Source organism: Komagataeibacter rhaeticus, assembly GCF_003207855.1.
GTDB classification, from domain to species: domain Bacteria; phylum Pseudomonadota; class Alphaproteobacteria; order Acetobacterales; family Acetobacteraceae; genus Komagataeibacter; species Komagataeibacter rhaeticus.
On the sequence record NZ_NKTZ01000001.1, the window covers coordinates 225,685 to 247,385 of the forward strand.

Genomic DNA, 21,701 nt, shown 5'->3' on the forward strand with positions numbered 1-21,701 from the left:
GGGGCACCGCAGGGGATGGATGAGGCAAACAGGAGGCATGGCGATGGAAACCCGACCACCGGTACCGCAGCCGGGCCTGCTGTCCGGGCTGGACCCGCGATCCGCCGCGATCCTGCGTGAGATCGTGGAGCAGTATGTCGAAACGGGCGAGCCGATGGGTTCACGCACGCTCTCGCAACGCCTGCCGCTTTCGCTCTCGCCCGCCACGATTCGCAATGTCATGGCGGACCTGACCGATGCGGGGCTGCTGTTTTCCCCCCATGCCTCGGCCGGTCGCCTGCCAACGGAGAAGGGCGTGCGGCTGTTTGTCGATGGCCTGCTGCAGTTCGGCAACCTGAGCGAGGAGGAGCGCGAAAGCATCGCGGGCATGCTGGATGTAAAGGGCCGCTCCTTGGAGGATACGCTGGCGCAGGCATCGTCCATGCTGTCGGGCCTGTCCTCGGCGGCGGGGGTGGTCATGGCACCCAAAAGCGATGGCGCCACCATCAAGCATATCGAATTCGTGGCCCTTGGTCCGGGGCGGGCGCTGGTCATTCTGGTCAGCGCGGACGGGCAGGTGGAAAACCGCGTGATCGAGACCCCGCCGGGCCTGCCGCCTTCCGCACTGGTGGAAGCGGGCAACTACCTTAACGCCCATCTGTCCGGCCAGACGCTGGACCGCCTGCGCGAGACGGTCAGTACCGACATGACGGCCAACCGCAACGAACTGGACCACCTGACGGCGGAGGTGGTGGCCAGTGGCCTTGCCACATGGAGTGACGCTGACGAGCGCGGCGGTACCCTGTTCATACGCGGTCAGGGCCGCCTGCTGGCCGATGTGACCGAGATCGAGCGCCTGACCACCATCCAGATGCTGTTCGAGCGGCTGGAAACGCAGGAGACCATGCTGCGCCTGCTGGACCTTGCCCGTGAATCCGAAGGGGTGCGCATCTTCATCGGGGCGGAAAGCGGGCTGTTCGGTATGGCGGGCATGTCGGTCGTGGTCGCCCCCGCGCGCACCGACAGCAACCGCATCGTGGGCGCGATCGGTGTGATCGGACCCACGCGCATCAACTATGCCCGCATCATTCCCGTGGTGGACTATACCGCCCGCGTGATTGGCCGCATGCTGGGCTGAAGGCCGGTATTGTCATGCAACCCGGCCCGCCGGCGGCCTTTATGTCCACCACACGGCACAACCGCGCGCCGCAGCCTTCCAACGGGGCCGCGACGCGCCTGAACGCGCAAGGAGAACGGTATGTTCACGCCTGATGCAAGGCAGTCCGGTTCATTCATGATCGGGGGTGACCTGGAGGTCACGCGGCTGGGTTTTGGCGCCATGCGCATTACCGGCCCCGGCATATGGGGGGAACCGGCCGACCGGGCGGCGGCACTCGCCACCCTGCGCCGCCTGCCCGAACTGGGCATCAACTTCGTTGATACGGCGGATGCCTACGGCCCGTTTGTGAGCGAGGACCTGATCCGCGAGGCGCTGCATCCCTACACGGACACCATAATCGCCACCAAGGGCGGCCACACCCGTCACGGCCCGGACATATGGAAGCCGGTGGGCAACCCTGACTACCTGCGCCAGTGCGTGCTGATGAGCATGCGCAGGCTGGGGGTGGAGCGTATCGACCTGTGGCAGTTGCATCGTGTGGGTGCCGACTGCACGCCCGAACGGCAGTTCGAGGCGATTGCCACCATGCGCGCGCAGGGGCTGATCCGCCATGTCGGCCTGTCCGAGGTGACGGTGGAGATGATCGAGCGCGCGCGGCTGTATTTCCCGGTGGCGACCGTCCAGAACCGCTTCAACCTCGTCAACCGGTATTCGGAAGATGTGCTGGATTACTGCACGAAGGAGAACATCGGCTTCATTCCATGGGCGCCACTGGCGGCGGGCAGCCTGACGAAGGGCGATACCCTGCTGACCCGCCTGGCCAGCGAGAAGGGCGTGCGGCCCGGCCAGGTCGCGCTGGCATGGCTGCTGCGCCGCGCGCCGGTCATGCTGCCCATTCCCGGCACCAGCAGCCCCGACCACCTGGCCGATAACGCGGCCGCCGCCGCCATTGACCTGAGTGATGAGGAATTCCGCCAGCTGGACAATGACGGCCGGGCCGAATGGGCCAGCCGGAACAATGCCTGAAAGGCTGGTCCGCAGGCGGTAGACCGTGCAGGGGTTTTTGGTGAGGCTTTTTTCAAAAAACTTCGGAGAACGCTGCCCTTGTTGAAAAAAGGCGGCCTCCGGAAACGTTTGCCATGCTTTATCGAAGGCCCGTTGTGGAAACGGTTTCCGGGCGCGCGGACTGGCATGGGCGGATGGATCAGGGGCGACGGCGGCGGCGGACAATGCTAGACAGGGGCCATCGACACATAACGGCCCCTTTCTTTCCCTATTGGATACCGGATGACGCTTGCTGACGGATCAGGCCGTGATGGCCGGATTGATGGACCCTCCCGGCCGGGTCCGGGTGGCCCACGCCGGCCCCGCTACCGGATGGTGCGCTGGCTGGCGGGCGCGACACTGGCCGTGGTGCTGCTGGGTGGCAGCACGGCGGGACTGGTGGCATGGCGGGAATATGAACGCCTGAGCGAGGGCCTGCCCACGGTGGACGGCCTGCGCACCTACCAGCCACCGGTGATGAGCCGCCTGTATTCCGGTGATGACCAGGTCATGGCGGAACTGGCGGCCGAGCGGCGCATATTCGTCCCCTACAGCGCCATCCCCGAGCGCGTGCGCAGTGCCTTCCTGGCGGCCGAGGACCAGAAATTCTTCACCCATGGCGGCGTGGACCCGATGGCCATCCTGCGCGCGGGCCTGACCGACATGATGATGCATGGCACCAAGCATCGCCCCATCGGTGCCTCCACCATCACCCAGCAGGTCGCGCGCATCATGCTGCTGGGGTCGAATGCGGTGTCGATCGACCGCAAGATCAAGGAAGCGCTGCTGGCCATGCGGCTGGAACAGACGCTGAGCAAGGAGCAGATCCTCGAGATCTATCTCAATGAAATCTATCTGGGCGAGGGCGCCTACGGCATCGCCGCTGCCGCACAGACCTATTTCAACAAGCCGCTCGACCAGCTTGACAATGCCGAAGCCGCCTTTCTGGGTGCGCTGCCCAAATCCCCCACCAACTACAACCCGCACCGCTTCGTGCAGGCGGCGACCAATCGCCGCAACTGGGTGCTGGACCGCATGGCGGACCTGAAGGTCATCACGCCGGAGGAAGCCCGTACCGCCCAGCTTGAACCGCTGGTGCCCGCCAACTTCACCCGTCCCGGCCCGGTGCCCGCATCCGAATGGTTTGCCGAGGAAGTGCGCCGCGAACTGATCGAACGCTACGGCATCGGCACCACCATGGAAGGTGGGCTTTCGGTCCATACCTCGCTTGACTCACACCTGCAGCAGGTGGCCACCACCGCCCTGCGCGACGGGCTGCTGCGCTATGACCGCGCCCATGGTGGCTGGCGCGGCGCGTTCGCCCATGTCGATGAAAGCGAGGCGACGGGCGACTGGGCCAACGCGCTGGCCCGTGTCACGCCGCCGGTTGCCATGCTGGAACAGTGGCGGGTGGCGGTGGTGCTGTCGGCCGCCACCGGCCGCGTGGGCTGGCTGGAGGGGCGTGATCCGGTCGTGCCCCGTACGGGTGAACTGCTGGCGCGTGACCGGGCCTGGATGCGCGGTGGCAAGGGCATCCAGACAGGTGACGTGCTGCTGGTCGAACCGCAGGCCGATGGCAGTGGCGTTGCCATCCGGCAGGTGCCACGGGTGGAGGGCGCGCTGGCCACCATCGATGTCCATACCGGCCGGGTGATGGCGATGGTCGGCGGCTGGTCATTCAGGGAATCGCAGTTCAACCGCGCGACACAGGCCGCCCGCCAGCCCGGTTCCTCCTTCAAGCCGTTCGTCTACCTGGCGGCGATGGAACAGGGGATCTCGCCCTCCCAGAAATTCGATGACTCGCCGGTAAGCTACGGTGAATGGCATCCAAACAACTACGAGAAGGATTTCTGGGGGCCGACCACGCTGCATGACGCGCTGCGCGAATCGCGTAATCTTGTCACCATCCGCCTGGCGGCCCAGATCGGCATGAAGCCGGTGGCCGCACTGGCGCAGACACTGGGGCTGGCCCATTCCATGCCGCTGGTGCTGCCCGCAGCCCTTGGTGCGGTGGAAACCACGGTCATGCGTGAGGCCGCCGCCTACGCCACTATCGCCAATGGCGGCAGGCTGGTCACACCCACCCTGATCGATGACATCAAGGATCGCAACGGCAACGTGATGTGGCGTTCCGGCGGTCTCGACTGGCAGCCCGGCGGCACGCCCGCCGATGGCCCGCGGATGGTCGATACCCGGCCGCAGGTCGTCTCCGCCGCCTCCGCCAGCCAGATCGTGGCGATGATGCAGGATGTGATCCGGCGTGGCACCGGCACCCATGCGGGCGCGGGCATCGACCGGCCCATCGCGGGCAAGACCGGCACCAGCCAGGATTTCAACGATGCATGGTTCGCGGGCTTCTCGCCCGATCTGGTCACGGTGGTGTGGGTCGGATTCGATACGCCGCAGTCGCTGGGCAAGAACGAGACCGGTGGCGTGATTGCCGGCCCGATCTGGAATCAGGTGATGAAGGCGGCGCTGGCCACGCGCCCGCGCCTTGACTTCCGTGTGCCCGAAGGCGTGCAACTGGCCCGCTATGATACCGGCATGGGCATGGCGATCGACGCCTTCAAGCCCGGGCAGGTGCCCGGCATAAGCGTTGATCTGGGCGCCGGTTCGGGCATGGCGCTGACCGCGGCGGATACCGGGGCCGAGAACATGCCCGATTCCGAGACGGACATGGCCACCACGCCGGGCAGCCCGGTCGTGGCGCCTGACGGCACCACTTCGGCCGGGCATGCGGCAGCCCCCGGCGCACCGGCCGCATCCCAGCCTTCCGGGGGTGACATTGGCATGGGTGGCCTGTATTGACGCCCCATTGGCGGGTGCCGCGTGCGCCCGGCCCTTATGACCGTTGACCAAGGAGCAAGCCCATGTCTGCCGAGACAGAGGCCCTGAACGACCAGATCAAGCAGTCGGTGGCACTGCTGAGGAGGCATCTTTGACTGGGATGTCGCAATCGACCGCCTGGCGGAACTGAACAACCGGGCCGAAGACCCCGAATTGTGGAACGATGCCGAAGCGGCGCAGAAGCTCATGCGCGAGCGCACGCTGCTGGCCAACCAGATCGAGGGCGTGCAGCGGCTTGAAGCCGATGTGAATGACACGCTCGAACTGGTCGAGCTTGCGGAAATGGAAGGCGACTCGGCCGTAGTGGCCGAAGCGGTGGCGGGCCTGCGCGCCCTAGCCGAGGAAGCCAAGCGCCGCGAGACCGAAAGCCTGCTCTCGGGCGAGGCGGATGGCAATGACTGCTATCTGGAAGTCAATGCCGGCGCGGGTGGCACGGAGGCGCAGGACTGGGCCGAGATGCTGCTGCGCATGTACACCCGCTGGGCCGAGCAGCATGGTTACAAGGTGACCATGATGGAAAGCTCGGAGGGCGAGCAGGCCGGCATCAAGTCCGCCACCATCCAGGTCAGTGGCCCCAATGCCTATGGCTGGCTCAAGACCGAGGCCGGGGTGCATCGTCTTGTCCGTATCTCGCCCTTTGATGCGGCGGCACGGCGGCAGACCTCCTTCGCCTCCGTATGGGTCTATCCGGTGGTGGACGATTCGATCGAGATCGAGATCAACGAGGCCGATCTGCGGGTGGACACCTTCCGTGCATCGGGTGCGGGCGGCCAGCACGTCAACAAGACGGAATCGGCCATCCGTATCACGCACATCCCCACCGGCATCGTGGTGGCCTGCCAGACCGACCGCTCCCAGCACCGCAACCGTGCCACCGCCATGACCATGCTCAAGGCGCGCATGTACGAGCAGGAACTGCAGAAGCGCGAGGCCGCCGCCGCCCAGACCGAGGCGAACAAGACCGATATCGGCTGGGGCCACCAGATCCGTTCCTACGTGCTGGCGCCCTACCAGCTGGTGAAGGATCTGCGGACCAACGTGGAAAAAACCAATCCCGACGCCATCCTTGATGGTGACATTGATGACTTCATGGCCGCGGCCCTGGCCGCGCGCGTGGGGGCGACCCGCTCCGAGGCGAGTGCCCAGGCGCAGTAACCCGCGCCGGTCGTGTTCCACCCCGCAGCCCCGGCTGCGGGGTTTTTTGTGGCATGCAGGGTGAGACATTGTTCCGTAAAGGGAATTTTGTTGCGCATCTGTTGCATAACCTGCTTGACACACACAGCCTGACCACCCCCAATTCATGGTCTGGCAATCAGTTGCGGGCCTGCGCCATACGGGCGGGCCGCTGCTATGGCGGGTGAACAGGGGCGGCATGTGGTCTAACGAAGCGATGGGAATGGAGTACGCGGCCCGGCAGCGCAGGCGGACGCCCTATCTGCGCGTGACCGGGGTGATCGTGCTGGTCCATGTCGTTGTCCTGTCCGTGCTGGCCTATGGGCTGCGCCCCAAGGCCCGGCCCATGTTCCCGGCGCCCTATCGCCCGCTGCCGCCGGTTACGCTGCGGATCATTCCCATGCCGCCGCCCTTCGTGCCGAAGGCGCCCGCCCTGCCGCGCCCGGTCATGGTCCAGCCGGCGGGACCCGTCATTCCCGCCCCGGTCATCGGGGCGGACAGGCGTGTCCGCCAGCCGGAAATTGTTCCGAAATCGTTACAGGTGGATTGATTTTCAATGTCCGGACTGGTCAGATAGCAATCATGAAAAGTGTTGCAGGCCAGAGCCATGGCTTTATTCGTCAGAGGATTTTAGGGAAATGACCCGACAGCATCGTAACTCAGTCATCGCGGCCGCGCTGCTTACCGCCCTGCCAGCCCTTGCGTATGCAACCCCAGCCGCCGCGGCCGACTCCAACCCGTACGGGCTGGGTGCGCTGTGGTCGAATGGTGATTTCATCGCCCGTACCGTGCTGCTCATCATGGTGGTGATGTCGGTGGGCACCTGGTACATCATGATCATCAAGTTCCTGGAACAGGCGCGCATCTTCAAGGACGTGAAGGAAGTAAAGGCCAAGTTCTGGCCCGCGGCCGACATCCGGCAGGGGGCCAGCCAGCTCGATACCGCGTCGCCGTTCCGCTACATTGCCGATACCGGCATCAAGGCCGCCGAGCACCATGAAGGCACGATGCAGGAAACCATCGACCTGCCGTCCTGGACCGCGTTGTCCCTCCAGCGTTCGGTGGACTTTGTCCAGAACCGCCTGCAGGGCGGCCTGGCCTTCCTTGGCACGGTGGGGTCCACCTCTCCGTTCGTGGGGCTGTTCGGCACGGTGTGGGGCATCTATCACGCGCTGACGGCCATCGGCATCGCGGGGCAGGCCTCGATCGACAAGGTTGCCGGCCCGGTCGGTGAATCGCTGATCATGACCGCCATCGGCCTGGGCACCGCGGTGCCGGCGGTGCTGGGCTACAACATGCTGGTCCGCCGCAACAAGGGCGCGCTGGACGAGGTGCGCAACTTCGCGGCCGACCTGCAGTCCATCCTGATTGGCGGCTACCGCCATGAAACGCACGATGTGGCGAAATGACACGCCGCCTGCGCGTGTGAGCTGATCCTGCATTCCGGCGTGGCGGGTCCATTCTGTAACGGACCCTCCGCTGCCGCTGGTCAGGGCGGATTGAATGATGGGCCGAGCGGGTCCATCCTGATGCCCTGGCCGATCAATCGGGCCATGACCCGTTCATGGAAGGACATCCAGTTGAAAAACATCACATCTAAATCGCTCTTCCAGTTGCGCGGGCGCCTGCTGGCGGGGGTCATGATGGCGCTGCCGGTGGCGGGCGTGCTGCCCGCGCATGGCGCCCATGCGGCGGACCAGCTGGGAGAGAAGGTTGGCGTGGCGCTGCAGAGGGCCCAGACCGAACTTGCCGCCAAAAAATACCCGCAGGCCATGGCCGATGTGGACGCAGCCGATGCCGTGAGCGGCAAGTCCGACTTTGAATCCTATACCATCGCGCAGATGCGCGCCGCCGTGGCGGCGCAGTCGGGCAACGTGCCGGCCGCGATCGCGGCCTATGACACACTGATCGCGTCGCCGCGCACGCCCGCCGCCACCAAGGAACAGATGGCGCTGGCCGAGGGCAGCATGGCGTTCACCGCCAAGGATTACCCCACCGCCGTTGCGGTAACGGAAAAATACATCAAGGCGGGTGGCAAGAACCCGCAGATGCTGACCATCCTGATCCAGGCCTATTACCTCCAGCATGATTATGCCAATGCCGCCCGTGTGCAGCAGGCGCAGATCGATGCCACGCTCAAGGCGGGTGCGAAGCCGGCCGAGAACCAGCTCCTGCTGCTGGCCACCTGTCAGGCGCAGCTGAAGGACAACAGCGCGCTGACCAAGACCTATGTCCTGCTGGCAACCTATTACCCCAAGCCCGATTACTGGGCGCAGGTGGTCCATTCCGTGCTGAGCGTGCCCAACATGGCGCCGGGGCTGCGGTTCGATATCGACCGCGTGCGGCTGGAAGCGGGCCTGGTCAAGACACCGTCCGAATACATGGACATTACCGAGCTTGCCATGCAGGCGGGCATGCCGCAGCTTGCGCTTGACATCATCAACCAGGGTTACAGCAGCGGCGTGCTGGGGCATGACGCCAGCGCCCCGCGTGAGGAAAAGCTGAAGGCACTGGTGACCCAGAGCGTGGCAGACCGCAAGGCCGGGCTTGACGCGGCGGCGGCACAGGCCACCACCGGCAACGCCATGCTGACGGCGGGCTACAACTATGTGCTGTTCGGCCAGGCGGACAAGGGGCTGGCCCTCATGCAGCAGGGCCTTTCCAAGGGGCCGTCCGATGTCAATATCGGGCGCCTGCATCTGGGGCTGGCGCAGGCCGCCGCCGGGCAGAAGGCTGCTGCCATCGCCACCCTCGGCAGTGTTGAAGGCAATAACGGCGCGCGTGACATTGCCCAGTTCTGGGTGCTCAAGCTCAACGCCGCCCCCCCCGCGCACTAGCCGCCACGCATAGCGGAACGGGAACGGGGTGCCGGCTGGGTCCGGCACCCCGTTTTTGTTTTCCGCCCGGGCGGGAGAGACATTTTATGACATGAACCATGGTCTTATCCCGTCCCGGTGCGTTGGATATGCTGAAGGGCGTGGCATGAATGGCATCATGCCAGTCCTGAACCGAGAACATGGCCGAGAGAATGACACAGATACCTGCCACTGATGATCTGCCCGCCCGCATCCTTGTGGTGGAAGATGACCCTGGCATGCGCACCCTGCTTGTCCGTGCGCTTCAGGGTGACGGCTACCGCGTGCGTGGCGTGCAGGATGGCCCGGAGATGTGGGATGCGCTGCGTGCGCAGGGGGCCGACCTGATCATTCTGGACGTGATGCTGCCGGGCACCAACGGGCTTGACCTGTGCCGGGGCCTGCGCGCGCAGGCCAGCCCGGCGGCACCGGGGGAGGCACCGCTGACGGAGGTGCCGATCATCATCGTTTCCGCCCGTGGCGAGGAACTGGACCGCGTGCAGGGGCTGGAACTGGGGGCGGATGACTACGTGCCCAAACCCTTTGGCCAGAAGGAACTGCTGGCGCGTGTACGCGCCGTGCTGCGCCGGCGCGGCGGTGGGGTCACCACCCCCAGCGCGGGGCGGCAACGCAGGGAGACCGTGCGCTTCGGCGGGTGGATGCTGGACCTGCGGCGGCGTGAACTGACGGACCCTTCGGGTGTGGCGGTCGAGATTTCCGGTGCGGAGCATGACCTGCTGACCAGCTTCCTTGACAACCCGCAGCGTGTCATTGGCCGCGACCGGCTGCTTGAACTGTCGCGCACCCGGCTGGGGGATGTGTCCGACCGCAGCGTGGATGTGCTGGTCAGCCGCCTGCGGCGCAAGCTGGGACCGGATGCGGACAGCCTGATCCGTACGGTACGGGGGATGGGCTACATCTTTACATCGGAAGTGGAACGGATCTGAGCGCGGATCCGGTGGCAGGCCAGGGGGCGGCCCATAATGGTCGCGTCCCGATGCCCGCGGCGCGGCGGATCACGCTGTGGCCGCGCGGGCTGGTGGGGCGGGTCATGTTCGTGCTGCTGGTGGCCGTGGCCCTTGTCTTTGTGGGCAGCTCCGCCTTCTATGAGGAAGCCGAGACCTACACCATAGATGATGCCCAGCTTGAACAGGTGGGTGAGCGTCTGGTGATCGATGCGCGCGTGCTGGCGGCCACACCCACGTCACAGCGTATGGTGCTGGCCGCCATGCTTTCCACCGGGGACCTGACGGTGGACTGGCGCACGCCGGCGCAGCAGGGTGTGATGAAGGGGCAGCCGGCCTCGCTGCGCATGCTGCACGACCGTATGGCGGGCACGCTGCCTTCGCTGCAGGGGGATGCGCTGAACCTGTCGGGCACCATTGCGGGCACGACCGACGTGCGGGGCACGCTGCGCCTGTCCGATGGCAGTTATATGGGCTTCATGGCGCCTGATATCCTCCAGCCCCACCACATGCGGCGCGGGATCGTGTCGGCCGCGATCCTTGCGGGCGCGGTCCTGCTGGCGGCGGGCATGCTGGTGCGGGCGCTCAGCATGCCGCTGCGCGCACTGGCCGATGTGGCCGATACGGTGGGTTCGGGCCGCTGGGTGCCACTGGCGGACAAGGGCCCGCGTGAGGTCCGCTACCTGGCCCGCGCCATCAACGAGATGCAGGACCGCATCAACCGCCTGATCGCCGACCGCACCGAGGCGCTGGCCGCCGTCTCCCACGACCTGCGCACGCCGTTGGCCCGCCTGCGGCTGCGCGCGGGTTTTCTGGATGACGCGAACGCCCAGAAGGAAATCGAGGCGGATGTGACGGAAATGGAGGCCATGATAACCGGCGTGCTGGCCTATCTGTCGGGGGAGAAGGACCCCGAACCGGCGCGTCCGGCCAATGTCGCCTCCATCCTGGCCACGCGTGTGGATGATGACGCCGATCAGGGCCGTGATGTGACCTATTCCGGCCCTGATCAGGCGCAGGCCATCGTGCGCCCGCTTGCCCTCAAGCGCGTGCTGGGCAACCTGATTGACAATGCCGTGAACTATGGCGGCAATGCCCATGTCAGCCTGACGGTGCTGGATGACAGCCTGCTGATCCGGGTGGAAGATGACGGGCCCGGCCTGCCCGATGCGGAAATCGGCCGTGTCACGACCCCGTTCTACCGGGTGGAGGGATCGCGCTCGCGCAGTACCGGCGGCCTTGGGCTGGGTCTGGCCATTGTCAGCCGGGAGGTTGCGCGTGATGGTGGCCGCTTCCGGCTGTACAACCGCCCGCAGGGCGGGCTGTGCGCGGAAATTGTCCTGCCCCGCAATACCGTGATACGCCCGGCCGGTTAAAAGCGTACCCGTACCTTCGGGTGGGGTTGGATTCGCGGCCGGGTCGATCATATAACAGGACCCGGGCAGTACTTTTGCCTCTCCCCTGTCCCGTCATGTCTGGAAGACCGAGCAATGTTCATCGAAACGGAAGACACCCCCAATCCTGCCACGCTGAAATTCCTGCCGGGGCGCGAGATCATGGCCAACGGTGCCACGGCGGACTTCATCAGCCCCGATTCCGTGGCCGGACGGTCGCGCCTGGCTGAACTGCTGTTTGACCTGGATGGCGTGGCGCGTGTCTTCTTCGGCGCGGATTTCGTGGCCGTGACCCGTTCCGACAGCGTGGAATGGGAGGGGCTGCGCCCGCAGGTTCTGGCCGTTCTGGCCGACTATCTGGCCACCGGACAGGCGGTTGTGGAAAGTGATGCACAGGTGGTGGAAGACCTGGTTGCGCCGGGTGATGAGGAAATCGTGCAGCAGATCAAGGAACTGCTCGATACCCGCGTGCGCCCCGCCGTGGCGGGCGATGGCGGGGACATCGTGTTCCGTGGCTACCGTGATGGCGTGGTGCGCCTGACCATGCAGGGGGCGTGTTCGGGCTGCCCCTCCTCACGCGCGACGCTGAAGCATGGGGTGGAGAACATGCTGCGCCATTACGTGCCGGAAGTGGTATCGGTGGAGCAGGTAGAGGCATGATCGGCAGGCCTGCGCGTAACCTGGGAATGTTTCATGGCGCTTGACGACGCTGGGCTTGATCTTCTGTTTCGGGATGCACGTACGCCGGTTGCGTGGAATGACCGGCCCGTGGGGCAGGATACGCTGCGGCGGTTATATGATCTGGTCCGTCTTGGCCCGACATCGGGCAACTGCTGCCCGGCCCGCTTCGTGTTCATCACCACCGAAGGCTGCCGCGAACGCCTGCGTCCCGCCCTGTCCGCCGGTAACGTGCAGCGGGTGATGACCGCGCCGGTCACGGTCATCGTGGCGCATGACCCGCTGTTTTTCGACCGCATGGACACGCTGAACGCGGCACCCGGCGTCCGGCAGTGGTTTGCCGCCGATGTAGGACTGGCGGAGGAGACGGCCCTGCGCAACGGCACGCTGCAGGGTGGCTACCTGATCATGGCCGCGCGCGCGCTGGGGCTGTCCGCGCTGCCGCTGTCGGGGTTCGATGCGGCCATGGTGGAAGAGGGTTTCCTGTCACAGCAGGGCTGGCAGGCCAATTTCCTTGTCTGCCTTGGCTATACCGATGGGCCGCCGTCCACGCCGCGTGCGCCCCGCCTGGATTTTGATGATGCCTGCGTGGTGGTATAGGCCATGCGGGTCCTGGTGATGGATGGTGCCCCGACCGGGGCGGACGCGCAGGCCGTCATTGCCTGCCTTGTGGTGCGCGATGGCGTGCCCGCCATGCTGGACAGCCGCATTGCCACGGGGCGCGGGGCCGCCGAGCAGTTCCCCCAGCTTGCCACCGAACTGTTCGCCCGGTGTGGCTGGACCCATAGCATGCCGGAACTGATCGGCGTGGTTGTGGGGCCGGGATCGTTTACGGGGTTGCGGGCCTCGCTGGCCTTTGCCCACGGCCTTGCGGCAGGGTCCGGCTGTGCGGTGGTGGGGGTCACGACCGGGGAAGCCATGCGTGATGCCCTGCAGGCCGCCGCCCTGCCGCTTTGCGCCCGTCCCCTGTGGTGCACCATTGCGCGGCGGGGGCGCGTCTTCATCGAAATGCCGGGCGCGGGGGCGGACACGCACGTATCGGCCCACATGCTTGACGCGCTTGACCTGCCCCCCGGCCCGCTGCTGCTGGCCGGTAATGGCGCGCAATGGGTGAAGGATGCCGTGCCCGAACGTCAGGACGTGCATCTCCTTCCCCTGCCGCAGCCTGACCCGCTGGCCATTGCCGCCACCGCCCTGCGCCGCTGGCAGGGCGCCCTGCCGTCACGGGCCGCCCAGCCGCTTTATGTCGACGCGCCGGAAGCAAAACTGCCTGCCGCAGGCCTGCGCCCGGCCCCGGCCGGTTCGGCTGCATGAATCCTGTGCCCCTGGTCCCCATAACACCGTATGCCGCCATGCTGGCCCGTATCCATGCCGCGGCCTTCGCGCCCCTTCACCGCTGGGATGCGCGGGCCATGCAGGCGCTGATCGACATGCCGGGTGTCCTGACCGTGCTGGCGCCGGAGGAGTTGGACGGGGAGGCCAGCGGTTTCATCATGGCGCGCATGATCGGTGATGAAGCCGAGATCCTGACCTTTGCCGTTAATCCCGTATGCCAGCGCCGGGGCATCGGACGTGACCTGCTGGCGCGCTGCGTGCGGCAGGCGGCCTCTGCCGGGGTGGTGAGCGTGTTTCTGGAAGTGGCGCGGGACAATGCGGGCGCGCTGGGCCTGTATCATGCCGCCGGATTCGCGCCGGTGGGGCTGCGGCGCAATTATTACCCCGACGGGACGGATGCCTGTGTCATGCAGCTCAGGATTTGAGCACGACTAGCCGGTGTGTCATGCCATCTGTTTCTGTCTGTATTTCTTCCACAACATGCCCGAGCAGCCCGAGACTGCGGGAAACATTGTCCAGCGGGGTTGCGCCACGCAGGCGGACAATCAGTTTTTCTCCGGTGGACAGTCTGTCAAGTGCCAGTCTGGTACGGACGAAAGTCATGGGGCATACTTCATGGGTGATATCTAGTACCGCCATCTCAATATCGGACATATTACCACAAAACCTCTGTTGTTGCCGGTTGCGATCCGTCCGGAATTATTTATATAGGATACATCATTATTCCAGAGCGACAGGATCAGATTGATGGCTGATGAAACGGCAGAAGTGGAAGTGCGTGAACTGGCTGCCGAAATCGTTTCGGCATATGTCTCCCGCAATGAACTGGAAGCGGAGATGCTGCCCGATCTGATTCACCGGGTCTATGATGCCGTGGCCTCGCTGGGGCGTACGGAACCCGTGCCGGAAAAGCCGGTGCCCGCCGTTCCGCTGAAGAAATCGGTCTTCCCCGATTACATCGTCTGCCTGGAGGACGGCAAGAAGCTGAAAATGCTCAAGCGCCACCTCAAGACCGCCTATAACATGACCCCCGATGAATACCGGGAGCGCTGGGGCCTGCCGCATGACTACCCCATGGTGGCCCCCAGCTATGCCAGCCACCGTTCCACCCTTGCCCGCAAGATCGGCCTTGGTACGAAACAGCGTGAGGACTGAGCCACACGGTGTGTGGGAGTGTGGACAGGTATCTGCATGATCGGCTACGCCCGTAAGCATGGTGATGGACAGTAACGGATTACAGACGCGCATCGAGCGCATGTGCATCGAGCGCGGCCTGAAGATGACAGGCCAGCGCCGGGTCATTGCGCGTGTCCTGTCCGAGGCCCATGACCACCCGGATGTGGAGGAACTGTACCGCCGTGCGTCCATGCTGGATGCGCGCATATCGGTCGCCACGGTGTACCGCACCGTACGCCTGCTGGAGGAGAACGGCATCCTTGAACGCCGGGACTTCGGGGGCAGCCGTGCCCGCTACGAAGCCACCGAGGAAGGCGACCACTATCACCTGATCGACGTGGAAAGCGGGCAGGTGGTGGAGTTCACCCATGCCGCCCATGCCGAGCTGCTGCGCCGGATTACGGCGGAACTGGGGTTCGATCTGGTGTCCCATCGGCTGGAACTGTTTGCGCGCAGGCTGCCGGACGTGCCAGAAGAACAGACGACACAGGTGGCGCAAACGGAGCGGAAAGGCAGATCACGGCCTTGAGTATCGAGAAGACCATACACTCCCTTTCTACACTGGACCTTGAACGCAACGGTTTTCCTGAACTGCGGGGGGGGAATCTTGGCGTCAGGATTGCCGCGACCGATGAAGAACGCGATGCCGCACAGGCGCTGCGTTACCGGGTGTTCTATGAGGAAATGGGCGCCCGCCCCGATTCCCGTACCGCCCGCCTGCGCCGTGATGTGGATGAATTCGACGATTATGCCGATCACCTTCTGGTGATCGACCATGCCATCTCCTCGGGCGCGCGGGGGGTTGTGGGCACGTACCGGCTCATGCAGGGGGATGCGGCCAGGAAGCTGGGCAAATTCTATACCTCCAGCGAATATGACATTTCGCCACTGACCGAATTTCCCGGTCGGCTGCTGGAAGTCGGCCGGTCCTGCGTGGACCGGAACTATCGTGGCCGGGCCGCCATGCAGCTGCTGTGGCGGGGCATTGCCTCCTACATCTTCCTGCACCGCATCGATGTGCTGTTCGGCTGCGCCAGCCTGCCGGGCACCAATCCCGATGCGCTGTCCGATGAGCTGACCTACCTCTATCACAACCACCTGGCCCCGCCCGCGCTGCGTGTGCGCGCGCTGCCGGAACGGCGGGTGGAAATGCTGCGTTCCGACCCGCAGCTGCTTGACCACCGGCGCTCGCTGGCCCGTCTGCCACCGCTGATAAAGGGGTATCTGCGGCTGGGTGGCTATGTTGGTGATGGCGCGGTGATTGATGAGCAGTTCAACACCACCGATGTCGCGGTACTGGTCAAGAGCGAACTGCTGGCCGACAAGTATTACCGTCATTACGAGCGCCGCCTGCGTGACGCGCTGGACTAGTGCTGCCTGCCACAGCCGGGCAGCGGGCCGCCGCAATTCATGACAGTCCTGTTGCGGAAATACGTTGCCCTTGCGCGTCTGCACGGCTGGCGTGCCGATCTGGCCATGGTCATGGCGGGCGGGCTGTATGCGCTGGGCTTTCCGCCGGTGCATGCGGTGGTCGTGCTGCCTGTTGCCTTCTGCCTGCTGGCCCTGGCCATCGATCATGCCACGGGCTGGCGGGAGGCGGCGCGGCGGGGCTTCATGTTCGCCATGGGGCTGTACAGCGCCGGGCTGTACTGGCTTATGTATGCCATCCTGCTCCGGGCGGATGATTTCTGGTGGCTGGTGCCGCTGGCATCACCCGGCTGCGCGCTGATCCTGGCACCGCTGAGCGCGCTGTCGGCGGGTGTGAGCCGACTGGTGCCACGCGGGACGGGACGGCTTGCGGTGCTGGCCGCGCTATGGACCCTGACGGATATGGCGCGGGTCTATGTCTTTAGTGGTTTCCCCTGGAATCCGCCCGGCAGTGTCTGGGAATTTCCCGGCCTGGCCGGTGATGTCATGATCCAGCCGGCCGCCTGGATCGGAGTGGACGGGCTGACCCTGCTCACCTGCCTGCTCTCGCTTGCGCCGCTGTACGGGCGCGTGGGGCGGCTGGCCTGTCTGGGGGTGGCGGTGTTGTGGATCGCAGGCGGCACGCTGCGCCTGAGCAGCCTGCACGATACCTACGACCATAACCCCGAGGTCGTGCTGGTGCAGGGTAATGTGCCGGAGACGGAAAAGATCGCGGGAAATGCGGATGTGGCGATCTTCCGCCGCTATCTTGGCCTGACCCGGCAGGGGGTGACGCAGGCCGTGGCGCAGGCACAGGGGCGGCCGGTCGTGTTTGCCTGGCCGGAATCGGCATTTCCCGGCCTGCTGATGGAAGACGATATCGCACGCCCCATGATCACCCAGGCAGGCAGGGGCGCGGCGGCCGGCGTTATCGGCACGGTGCGCTGGCTGCAGGATGATCATCACTGGCGCAACAGCATGGTTGCCCTGCTGCCGCCCGACGGCATGCCCGCGGCCATATATGACAAGGCGCATCTGGTGCCCTTTGGCGAGTACCAGCCCGCCTTCCTGCCCTTTCATGTCGTGCCGGGGGAAGGGATGACCCCCGGTCCTGCGGTACAGACATGGCACCTGCCCGATATTGCCGCAGTAGGGCCACTGATCTGTTACGAGGTGATCTTCTCGGGACAGGTGGTTGACCCCCATGACCGGCCTGCATGGCTGCTGAACAGTACGAACGATGCCTGGTACGGTAACAGCGCCGGCCCACGCCAGCACCTGGCTGCCGTGCGCATGCGGGCGGTTGAGGAAGGCCTGCCGGTGGCCCGTGCCGCCAATACCGGTATCTCGGCGGTTTTTGACGGGCGTGGCCATGAACTGGCGCGTCTGGGCTGGAACCGGCAGGGTGTGCTGGTTCATGCCATGCCCGATGCGCTGCCCTGTACGGTTTTTGGCCGCTTTGGTCGCTGGATTCCGCTGGTTCTGGCACTGGCCGTGGGGCTGATCGGGTTCTGGCGTGCCTGCGCGCGGGCCAACGTGGCACGGGACAGCCTGCCAGTCCATTGATGGCCTTTATTCATGCATATAAAATGCATGAATATTTTCCTAATTTTACCCACATCCACTTGACCGGCAAATTTTATGCATCCCTGCCCTGTCGTGGAATGGTTATGGCCAAAAATAACATATATTATAGCATGGTTTGATGTAGAAAGACTTAACATCCGGCATGGATATCAAATCTATTTTCACTTTCAGTGGATCACAGAATATCAGACACGGAAGGTAAGGCCATTATTGTGACCGGGAAAATGCCGACGACATCCAATCCTGTTGATGTGCATGTTGGCAACCGTATCCGTCTGCGGCGCACATTGCTGGGTATGTCACAGGAACGGCTGGGCAATGCCCTGGGCCTTACATTCCAGCAGGTGCAGAAGTATGAACGCGGTCGCAACCGGGTCGGGGCGTCACGGCTTTATGATCTGGCCTGTGTGCTGGATGTTCCGGTGGCCTTTTTCTTTGCCGGGCTGCCCGACCCGGTGGGCAGCATGGAACCGTGCCCGTCCGGGCCGGAAGGCGTGTCGGAACCTGCGGTCCCGCTTGGCGGGAGCATGGCGGTGGGAGACATGCCGCCACCTGCCACGAATACGGGTGATCTGGCGCTATTTTCCCGTCGTGAAACCATTGAACTGGTGCGGGCCTATTACGGAATCGAGGATAGCAGCACGCGCCGCCGCGTGCTTGACCTTGTCCGTTCGATGGGGGCGTGCTGAGGCGGCGGCATCATTCCCGCCGCAGGACCCTGTCATTCATGAAGGCCGCGATCCGGCCCGCGCGGAAATCGGCGCGCAGGCGGTCCTCGTCATATTCGGTGCGGACCCAGTCCATGAAGGGAATGCGTCCTTCCGCTTCCGCCTGATAGCGCAGGAAGAAGGCGTCCAGCACCCCGGTGCGTGAACTGTTGAAGTGGCCGTTCTTCCATGAAAGCTGGCGGAGCGCCTGCCGTGCCGTACCCCCTTCGAACAGGATGACAAGCCCTGCCGCCAGTCCCGTACGGTCGGCACCCGACTTGCAGTGCATCAGCATGGGAAAGCGGATGGTGCGGTAGATCCGCTCGAACCGTTCTATGCGGTCACGATGCGGGGCATTGCGGCTTTCGAATGCCATGTCGATATGGGTCAGGCCAATGGCCTGCGCCGCCTCGCGCGACAGTGCATCGGAGCCACATCTGCGGTGCCCGCGCAGGTTGACCAGCGTTTTCAGCCCGTAGCGCCGCGTCGCCAGCCGCAGCCGCCACGGTGTGGGGTGGTTGCAGCGGTAAACCCGCCCTGGAATGACCACGCGGAAGTTGGTCCACGTCTGGCGCAGGATGGCATGGTCCACGAACAGGCTGTCAATCCAGGCACGGCCACGGCCGGCGGGGGTGGACAGGTTTCCCTCAAACAACCGGCCGTCCTTTCAGCTGGGTGGATATGAAAAAGGCGCCGGATTTTTCACATCCGGCGCCTTTCACGTCAATCAGGAATGTATCAGCCGGGCATCAGGCCTTGCGTTCAAGCTGCAGTTCCTTGATCCGCCCGATCGCCTTGGCGGGGTTCAGGCCCTTGGGGCAGGTCTGGGTGCAGTTCATGATCGTGCGGCAGGCATAGAGCTTGAGCGGATCTTCCAGCGCATCCAGCCGGTCGCCCGTGTGCTCGTCACGGCTGTCGGCAATCCAGCGATAGGCCGCAAGCAGCGTTGCCGGGCCAAGGTAGCGGTCGCCATTCCACCAGTAGGACGGGCAGGAGGTGGAGCAGCAGAAGCACAGGATGCATTCCCACATGCCATCCAGCTCGGCCCGTTCCTCGATGCTCTGGCGGCGCTCGGAATCCGGCGGCGGCAGGGTGTCGGATTTCAGCCACGGCTCGATCGAGCGCAGCTGGGCGTACGCCCCGTCCAGATCCGGCACCAGATCCTTGATGACCGGCATGTGCGGCAGCGGGTAGATCGCGATGTCCCCCTCAATGTCCCGGATGGGCTTGAGGCAGGCCAGCGTGTTTTCCCCCGCGATGTTCATCGCGCATGACCCGCAGATCCCCTCGCGGCAGGAACGCCGGAAGGTCAGGGTCGAGTCCACATCGTTCTTGATGTGGATCAGCGCGTCGAGCACCATCGGCCCGATCTTGTCCAGGTCGATCTCGTAGGTATCGACCACGGGGTTCCTGTCGTCATCCGGGCTCCAGCGATAGATCCGGAAGTTCTTGACATTGCTGGCGCCGGGGGTGGCCGTGAAAATGCGGCCTTTGCCCACCGTGCTGTTCTTTGGCAGTCTGAATTCGACCATCGTCTCGTTCCTTTTCCGCCGTTACGTCAGTAGACGCGCTTCTTGGGGGGGAAGACCTGCACATCGTCGGTCAGCGTTTTCATGTGCACGGGGCGGTAGCTAAGCGTGACATCGCCCGCCTCATTCATGTGGGCGACAGTGTGCTTCATCCAGTTCTTGTCGTCACGGTCGGGATAGTCGTCATGGGCCTGGGCCCCCCGGCTTTCGTGACGGGCATCGGCGCCGGCCATGGTGACGGTGGCGTTGGCCAGCAGGTTCTCGAACTCGAGCGCTTCCATAAGGTCGCTGTTCCAGATCAGCGAGCGGTCATTGATCGAGATGTCAGGGATTTCGGACCAGATTTCCTTGATCTTCTCCACACCCTGCGCCAGGCTTTCGGTGTTGCGGAACACGGCGGCATGCTTTTGCATAGTGCGCTGGAGCTTGCCGCGCATGTCGGCCACATGCGTCTTGCCCTTGGCGTAACGCAGGCGGTCGAAGCGCGCGATCGCGGCATCACCCGCACCCGGCGGCAGCGGCCGGATGGTCTCCTCGCTCTTGATGGTGGCGGCGGCGCGCTGGGCAGCCGCACGGCCAAACACCACAAGGTCCAGAAGCGAGTTGGTGCCAAGGCGGTTCGCGCCATGCACGGACACGCAGGCCGCTTCGCCCACCGCCATCAGGCCCGGCACAACCGCATCGACATCGTCCGCCGTGGGGCGGATGACCTCGCCATGATAGTTGGTGGGAATGCCGCCCATGTTGTAATGCACCGTCGGCAGCACCGGCACCGGTTCCTTGGTCACGTCGATACCGGCAAAGATGCGCGCCGTTTCCGAAATGCCGGGCAGGCGTTCATGCAGGATCTCGGGACCAAGGTGCTCCAGGTGGAGCATGATGTAGTTCTTCTCCGGCCCGCAGCCACGACCTTCGTTGATCTCGATGGTCATGGCGCGCGAGACCACGTCACGCGATGCCAGGTCCTTGGCCGTGGGGGCATAGCGTTCCATGAAGCGCTCGCCCTTGGAGTTGGTCAGGTAGCCGCCCTCGCCACGGCAGCCTTCCGTCAGTAGGCAGCCCGCGGGGAAGATGCCGGTGGGGTGGAACTGCACGAACTCCATGTCCTGCATGGGCAGTCCGGCACGGATCGCCATGCCGCCGCCATCACCCGTGCAGGTATGGGCGGAGGTGCAGGAATGATAGGCGCGGCCATAGCCGCCTGTGGCCAGCACGACCTTCTGCGCGCGGAAGCGGTGCAGCGTGCCGTCTTCCAGGCACCAGGCCATGACGCCACGGCAGGCGCCCTCTTCATCCATGATCAGGTCGATGGCGAAGTATTCGACGAAGAATTCGACGTTATGCTTGAGGCACTGCTGGTACAGCGTGTGCAGGATGGCATGGCCCGTGCGGTCGGCGGCGGCGCAGGCGCGGGGCACGGGGGCCTCGCCATAGTTGCGCATGTGGCCACCAAAGGGGCGCTGGTAGATCTTGCCATCTTCCGTGCGGGAAAAGGGCACACCCATGTGCTCGAGTTCCTGCACGGCGGGTACGGCCTCGCGGCACATGTATTCGATGGCGTCCTGGTCGCCCAGCCAGTCCGATCCCTTGACGGTATCGTACATGTGCCACCGCCAGTTGTCCTCGGCCATGTTGCCAAGGGAGGCACCGATGCCGCCCTGTGCGGCCACGGTATGGCTGCGGGTGGGGAAAACCTTGGTCACGCAGGCGGTCTTGAGGCCGGCGGCCCCCATGCCCAGCGTGGCCCGGAGGCCGGAGCCGCCGGCGCCGACGACAACCACGTCATATGCGTGGTCGACAATCCTGTAGGAGCCGGTGAGTGGTGAAGTGGTCGCGTTCATTTCTTGGACGTGTCCCGATGCTCGTTCGGACGGCCAGCGGCCTGCGCCGCCTGCCGGCCCGCGA

The 21,701-nt window shown here is 64.8% G+C and carries 22 protein-coding genes; 18 read left to right on the forward strand and 4 right to left on the reverse strand.

Going from position 1 to position 21,701, the window contains the following annotated elements; all coding sequences use genetic code 11:
* The first annotated feature begins 37 nt into the window (after positions 1-37).
* From hrcA to rimI, 13 genes are all read left to right on the forward strand, one after another.
* The gene (gene hrcA / locus CFR78_RS01035; RefSeq protein WP_007397071.1) at positions 38-1,117 is read left to right on the forward strand and encodes a heat-inducible transcriptional repressor HrcA; all 1,080 of its coding nucleotides are present in this window, start codon (positions 38-40) and stop codon (positions 1,115-1,117) included.
* Positions 1,118-1,237: 120 nt separating this feature from the next.
* Positions 1,238-2,125, forward strand: coding sequence for an aldo/keto reductase (locus tag CFR78_RS01040; protein WP_034926872.1), 888 nt, complete (start codon positions 1,238-1,240; stop codon positions 2,123-2,125).
* A gap of 261 nt (positions 2,126-2,386) precedes the next feature.
* Entirely contained in the window at positions 2,387-4,951 is a 2,565-nt protein-coding gene (locus tag CFR78_RS01045) for a penicillin-binding protein 1A (protein WP_034926874.1), read from the forward strand.
* Positions 4,952-5,013: 62 nt separating this feature from the next.
* A protein-coding gene (prfB, locus tag CFR78_RS01050) for a peptide chain release factor 2 (protein ID WP_099963273.1) occupies positions 5,014-6,145 on the forward strand; the annotation gives its coding sequence in 2 pieces (ribosomal slippage) (positions 5,014-5,082 and positions 5,084-6,145; 1,131 coding nt in all).
* Positions 6,146-6,290: 145 nt separating this feature from the next.
* On the forward strand, positions 6,291-6,713 hold the full coding sequence (locus tag CFR78_RS01055) for a hypothetical protein (RefSeq protein ID WP_223846601.1): 423 nt from the start codon (positions 6,291-6,293) through the stop codon (positions 6,711-6,713).
* Between the two features lie 88 nt (positions 6,714-6,801).
* Positions 6,802-7,572, forward strand: coding sequence for a MotA/TolQ/ExbB proton channel family protein (locus CFR78_RS01060; RefSeq protein WP_034926875.1), 771 nt, complete (start codon positions 6,802-6,804; stop codon positions 7,570-7,572).
* A 120-nt stretch (positions 7,573-7,692) separates the two neighbouring features.
* Entirely contained in the window at positions 7,693-9,000 is a 1,308-nt protein-coding gene (locus tag CFR78_RS01065) for a tol-pal system YbgF family protein (protein WP_240471310.1), read from the forward strand.
* 191 nt (positions 9,001-9,191) lie between these two features.
* The gene (locus tag CFR78_RS01070; RefSeq protein WP_007397061.1) at positions 9,192-9,965 is read left to right on the forward strand and encodes a response regulator; all 774 of its coding nucleotides are present in this window, start codon (positions 9,192-9,194) and stop codon (positions 9,963-9,965) included.
* Between the two features lie 50 nt (positions 9,966-10,015).
* Positions 10,016-11,359, forward strand: coding sequence for an ATP-binding protein (locus CFR78_RS01075; protein WP_051671971.1), 1,344 nt, complete (start codon positions 10,016-10,018; stop codon positions 11,357-11,359).
* A gap of 114 nt (positions 11,360-11,473) precedes the next feature.
* Positions 11,474-12,037 carry a NifU family protein gene (locus CFR78_RS01080; RefSeq protein ID WP_034926879.1) on the forward strand — a complete coding sequence of 188 codons (564 nt, stop codon included), beginning with the start codon at positions 11,474-11,476 and terminating at the stop codon, positions 12,035-12,037.
* Between the two features lie 33 nt (positions 12,038-12,070).
* Entirely contained in the window at positions 12,071-12,655 is a 585-nt protein-coding gene (locus tag CFR78_RS01085) for a malonic semialdehyde reductase (RefSeq protein ID WP_007397058.1), read from the forward strand.
* A 3-nt stretch (positions 12,656-12,658) separates the two neighbouring features.
* The gene (gene tsaB, locus CFR78_RS01090; RefSeq protein WP_034926882.1) at positions 12,659-13,369 is read left to right on the forward strand and encodes a tRNA (adenosine(37)-N6)-threonylcarbamoyltransferase complex dimerization subunit type 1 TsaB; all 711 of its coding nucleotides are present in this window, start codon (positions 12,659-12,661) and stop codon (positions 13,367-13,369) included.
* Positions 13,366-13,815: a ribosomal protein S18-alanine N-acetyltransferase gene (rimI, locus tag CFR78_RS01095; RefSeq protein WP_034926884.1), complete on the forward strand. Its 450-nt coding sequence runs from the start codon at positions 13,366-13,368 to the stop codon at positions 13,813-13,815. The genes tsaB and rimI overlap by 4 nt, the downstream gene beginning before the upstream one ends.
* Here rimI and CFR78_RS01100 read toward each other — a convergent pair.
* Positions 13,805-14,044, reverse strand: coding sequence for a sulfurtransferase TusA family protein (locus tag CFR78_RS01100; RefSeq protein ID WP_007397055.1), 240 nt, complete (start codon positions 14,042-14,044; stop codon positions 13,805-13,807). The genes rimI and CFR78_RS01100 overlap by 11 nt on opposite strands.
* A gap of 93 nt (positions 14,045-14,137) precedes the next feature.
* Between CFR78_RS01100 and CFR78_RS01105 the strand changes: the two genes are divergently transcribed.
* The 5 genes from CFR78_RS01105 (at position 14,138) to CFR78_RS01125 (ending at position 18,249) form a co-directional block, all read left to right on the forward strand.
* The gene (locus CFR78_RS01105; protein ID WP_034926887.1) at positions 14,138-14,545 is read left to right on the forward strand and encodes a MucR family transcriptional regulator; all 408 of its coding nucleotides are present in this window, start codon (positions 14,138-14,140) and stop codon (positions 14,543-14,545) included.
* Between the two features lie 58 nt (positions 14,546-14,603).
* Positions 14,604-15,095, forward strand: coding sequence for a Fur family transcriptional regulator (locus tag CFR78_RS01110; protein ID WP_034926890.1), 492 nt, complete (start codon positions 14,604-14,606; stop codon positions 15,093-15,095).
* A complete protein-coding gene (locus CFR78_RS01115) occupies positions 15,092-15,937 on the forward strand; it encodes a GNAT family N-acetyltransferase (RefSeq protein WP_007397052.1) in 846 nt (281 codons plus the stop codon). Before CFR78_RS01110 ends, CFR78_RS01115 begins: the two co-directional genes overlap by 4 nt.
* A 39-nt stretch (positions 15,938-15,976) precedes the next feature.
* Positions 15,977-17,539: an apolipoprotein N-acyltransferase gene (gene lnt, locus CFR78_RS01120; RefSeq protein ID WP_034926895.1), complete on the forward strand. Its 1,563-nt coding sequence runs from the start codon at positions 15,977-15,979 to the stop codon at positions 17,537-17,539.
* Between the two features lie 245 nt (positions 17,540-17,784).
* Entirely contained in the window at positions 17,785-18,249 is a 465-nt protein-coding gene (locus CFR78_RS01125; RefSeq protein WP_034926898.1) for a helix-turn-helix domain-containing protein, read from the forward strand.
* 10 nt (positions 18,250-18,259) lie between these two features.
* Here the strand turns inward: CFR78_RS01125 and CFR78_RS01130 are convergent, their stop codons facing one another.
* The 3 genes from CFR78_RS01130 to sdhA all read right to left on the reverse strand — a co-directional run bounded on the left by CFR78_RS01130 (position 18,260) and on the right by sdhA (position 21,637).
* Positions 18,260-18,922, reverse strand: coding sequence for a tyrosine-protein phosphatase (locus tag CFR78_RS01130; RefSeq protein ID WP_034926900.1), 663 nt, complete (start codon positions 18,920-18,922; stop codon positions 18,260-18,262).
* A 94-nt stretch (positions 18,923-19,016) separates the two neighbouring features.
* The gene (locus CFR78_RS01135; protein ID WP_007397047.1) at positions 19,017-19,799 is read right to left on the reverse strand and encodes a succinate dehydrogenase iron-sulfur subunit; all 783 of its coding nucleotides are present in this window, start codon (positions 19,797-19,799) and stop codon (positions 19,017-19,019) included.
* Between the two features lie 26 nt (positions 19,800-19,825).
* Complete coding sequence (gene sdhA / locus CFR78_RS01140) at positions 19,826-21,637, reverse strand: succinate dehydrogenase flavoprotein subunit (protein WP_007397046.1); 1,812 nt, start codon at positions 21,635-21,637, stop codon at positions 19,826-19,828.
* Positions 21,638-21,701: the final 64 nt, after the last annotated feature.

Bases quoted from the DNA above. Each gene is read 5' to 3' on its own strand.
- tsaB (WP_034926882.1), top strand. From the start codon at position 12,659: ATGCGGGTCCTGGTGATGGATGGTGCCCCGACCGGGGCGGACGCGCAG.
- hrcA (WP_007397071.1), top strand. From the start codon at position 38: ATGGCGATGGAAACCCGACCACCGGTACCGCAGCCGGGCCTGCTGTCC.
- CFR78_RS01045 (WP_034926874.1), top strand. From the start codon at position 2,387: ATGACGCTTGCTGACGGATCAGGCCGTGATGGCCGGATTGATGGACCC.
- CFR78_RS01040 (WP_034926872.1), top strand. From the start codon at position 1,238: ATGTTCACGCCTGATGCAAGGCAGTCCGGTTCATTCATGATCGGGGGT.
- CFR78_RS01135 (WP_007397047.1), bottom strand. From the start codon at position 19,799: ATGGTCGAATTCAGACTGCCAAAGAACAGCACGGTGGGCAAAGGCCGC.
- CFR78_RS01065 (WP_240471310.1), top strand. From the start codon at position 7,693: ATGCCCTGGCCGATCAATCGGGCCATGACCCGTTCATGGAAGGACATC.
- CFR78_RS01055 (WP_223846601.1), top strand. From the start codon at position 6,291: ATGGTCTGGCAATCAGTTGCGGGCCTGCGCCATACGGGCGGGCCGCTG.
- lnt (WP_034926895.1), top strand. From the start codon at position 15,977: ATGACAGTCCTGTTGCGGAAATACGTTGCCCTTGCGCGTCTGCACGGC.
- CFR78_RS01070 (WP_007397061.1), top strand. From the start codon at position 9,192: ATGACACAGATACCTGCCACTGATGATCTGCCCGCCCGCATCCTTGTG.
- CFR78_RS01075 (WP_051671971.1), top strand. From the start codon at position 10,016: ATGCCCGCGGCGCGGCGGATCACGCTGTGGCCGCGCGGGCTGGTGGGG.
- rimI (WP_034926884.1), top strand. From the start codon at position 13,366: ATGAATCCTGTGCCCCTGGTCCCCATAACACCGTATGCCGCCATGCTG.
- CFR78_RS01125 (WP_034926898.1), top strand. From the start codon at position 17,785: ATGCCGACGACATCCAATCCTGTTGATGTGCATGTTGGCAACCGTATC.
- sdhA (WP_007397046.1), bottom strand. From the start codon at position 21,637: ATGAACGCGACCACTTCACCACTCACCGGCTCCTACAGGATTGTCGAC.
- CFR78_RS01100 (WP_007397055.1), bottom strand. From the start codon at position 14,044: ATGTCCGATATTGAGATGGCGGTACTAGATATCACCCATGAAGTATGC.
- CFR78_RS01110 (WP_034926890.1), top strand. From the start codon at position 14,604: ATGGTGATGGACAGTAACGGATTACAGACGCGCATCGAGCGCATGTGC.
- CFR78_RS01080 (WP_034926879.1), top strand. From the start codon at position 11,474: ATGTTCATCGAAACGGAAGACACCCCCAATCCTGCCACGCTGAAATTC.
- CFR78_RS01060 (WP_034926875.1), top strand. From the start codon at position 6,802: ATGACCCGACAGCATCGTAACTCAGTCATCGCGGCCGCGCTGCTTACC.
- CFR78_RS01085 (WP_007397058.1), top strand. From the start codon at position 12,071: ATGGCGCTTGACGACGCTGGGCTTGATCTTCTGTTTCGGGATGCACGT.
- CFR78_RS01105 (WP_034926887.1), top strand. From the start codon at position 14,138: ATGGCTGATGAAACGGCAGAAGTGGAAGTGCGTGAACTGGCTGCCGAA.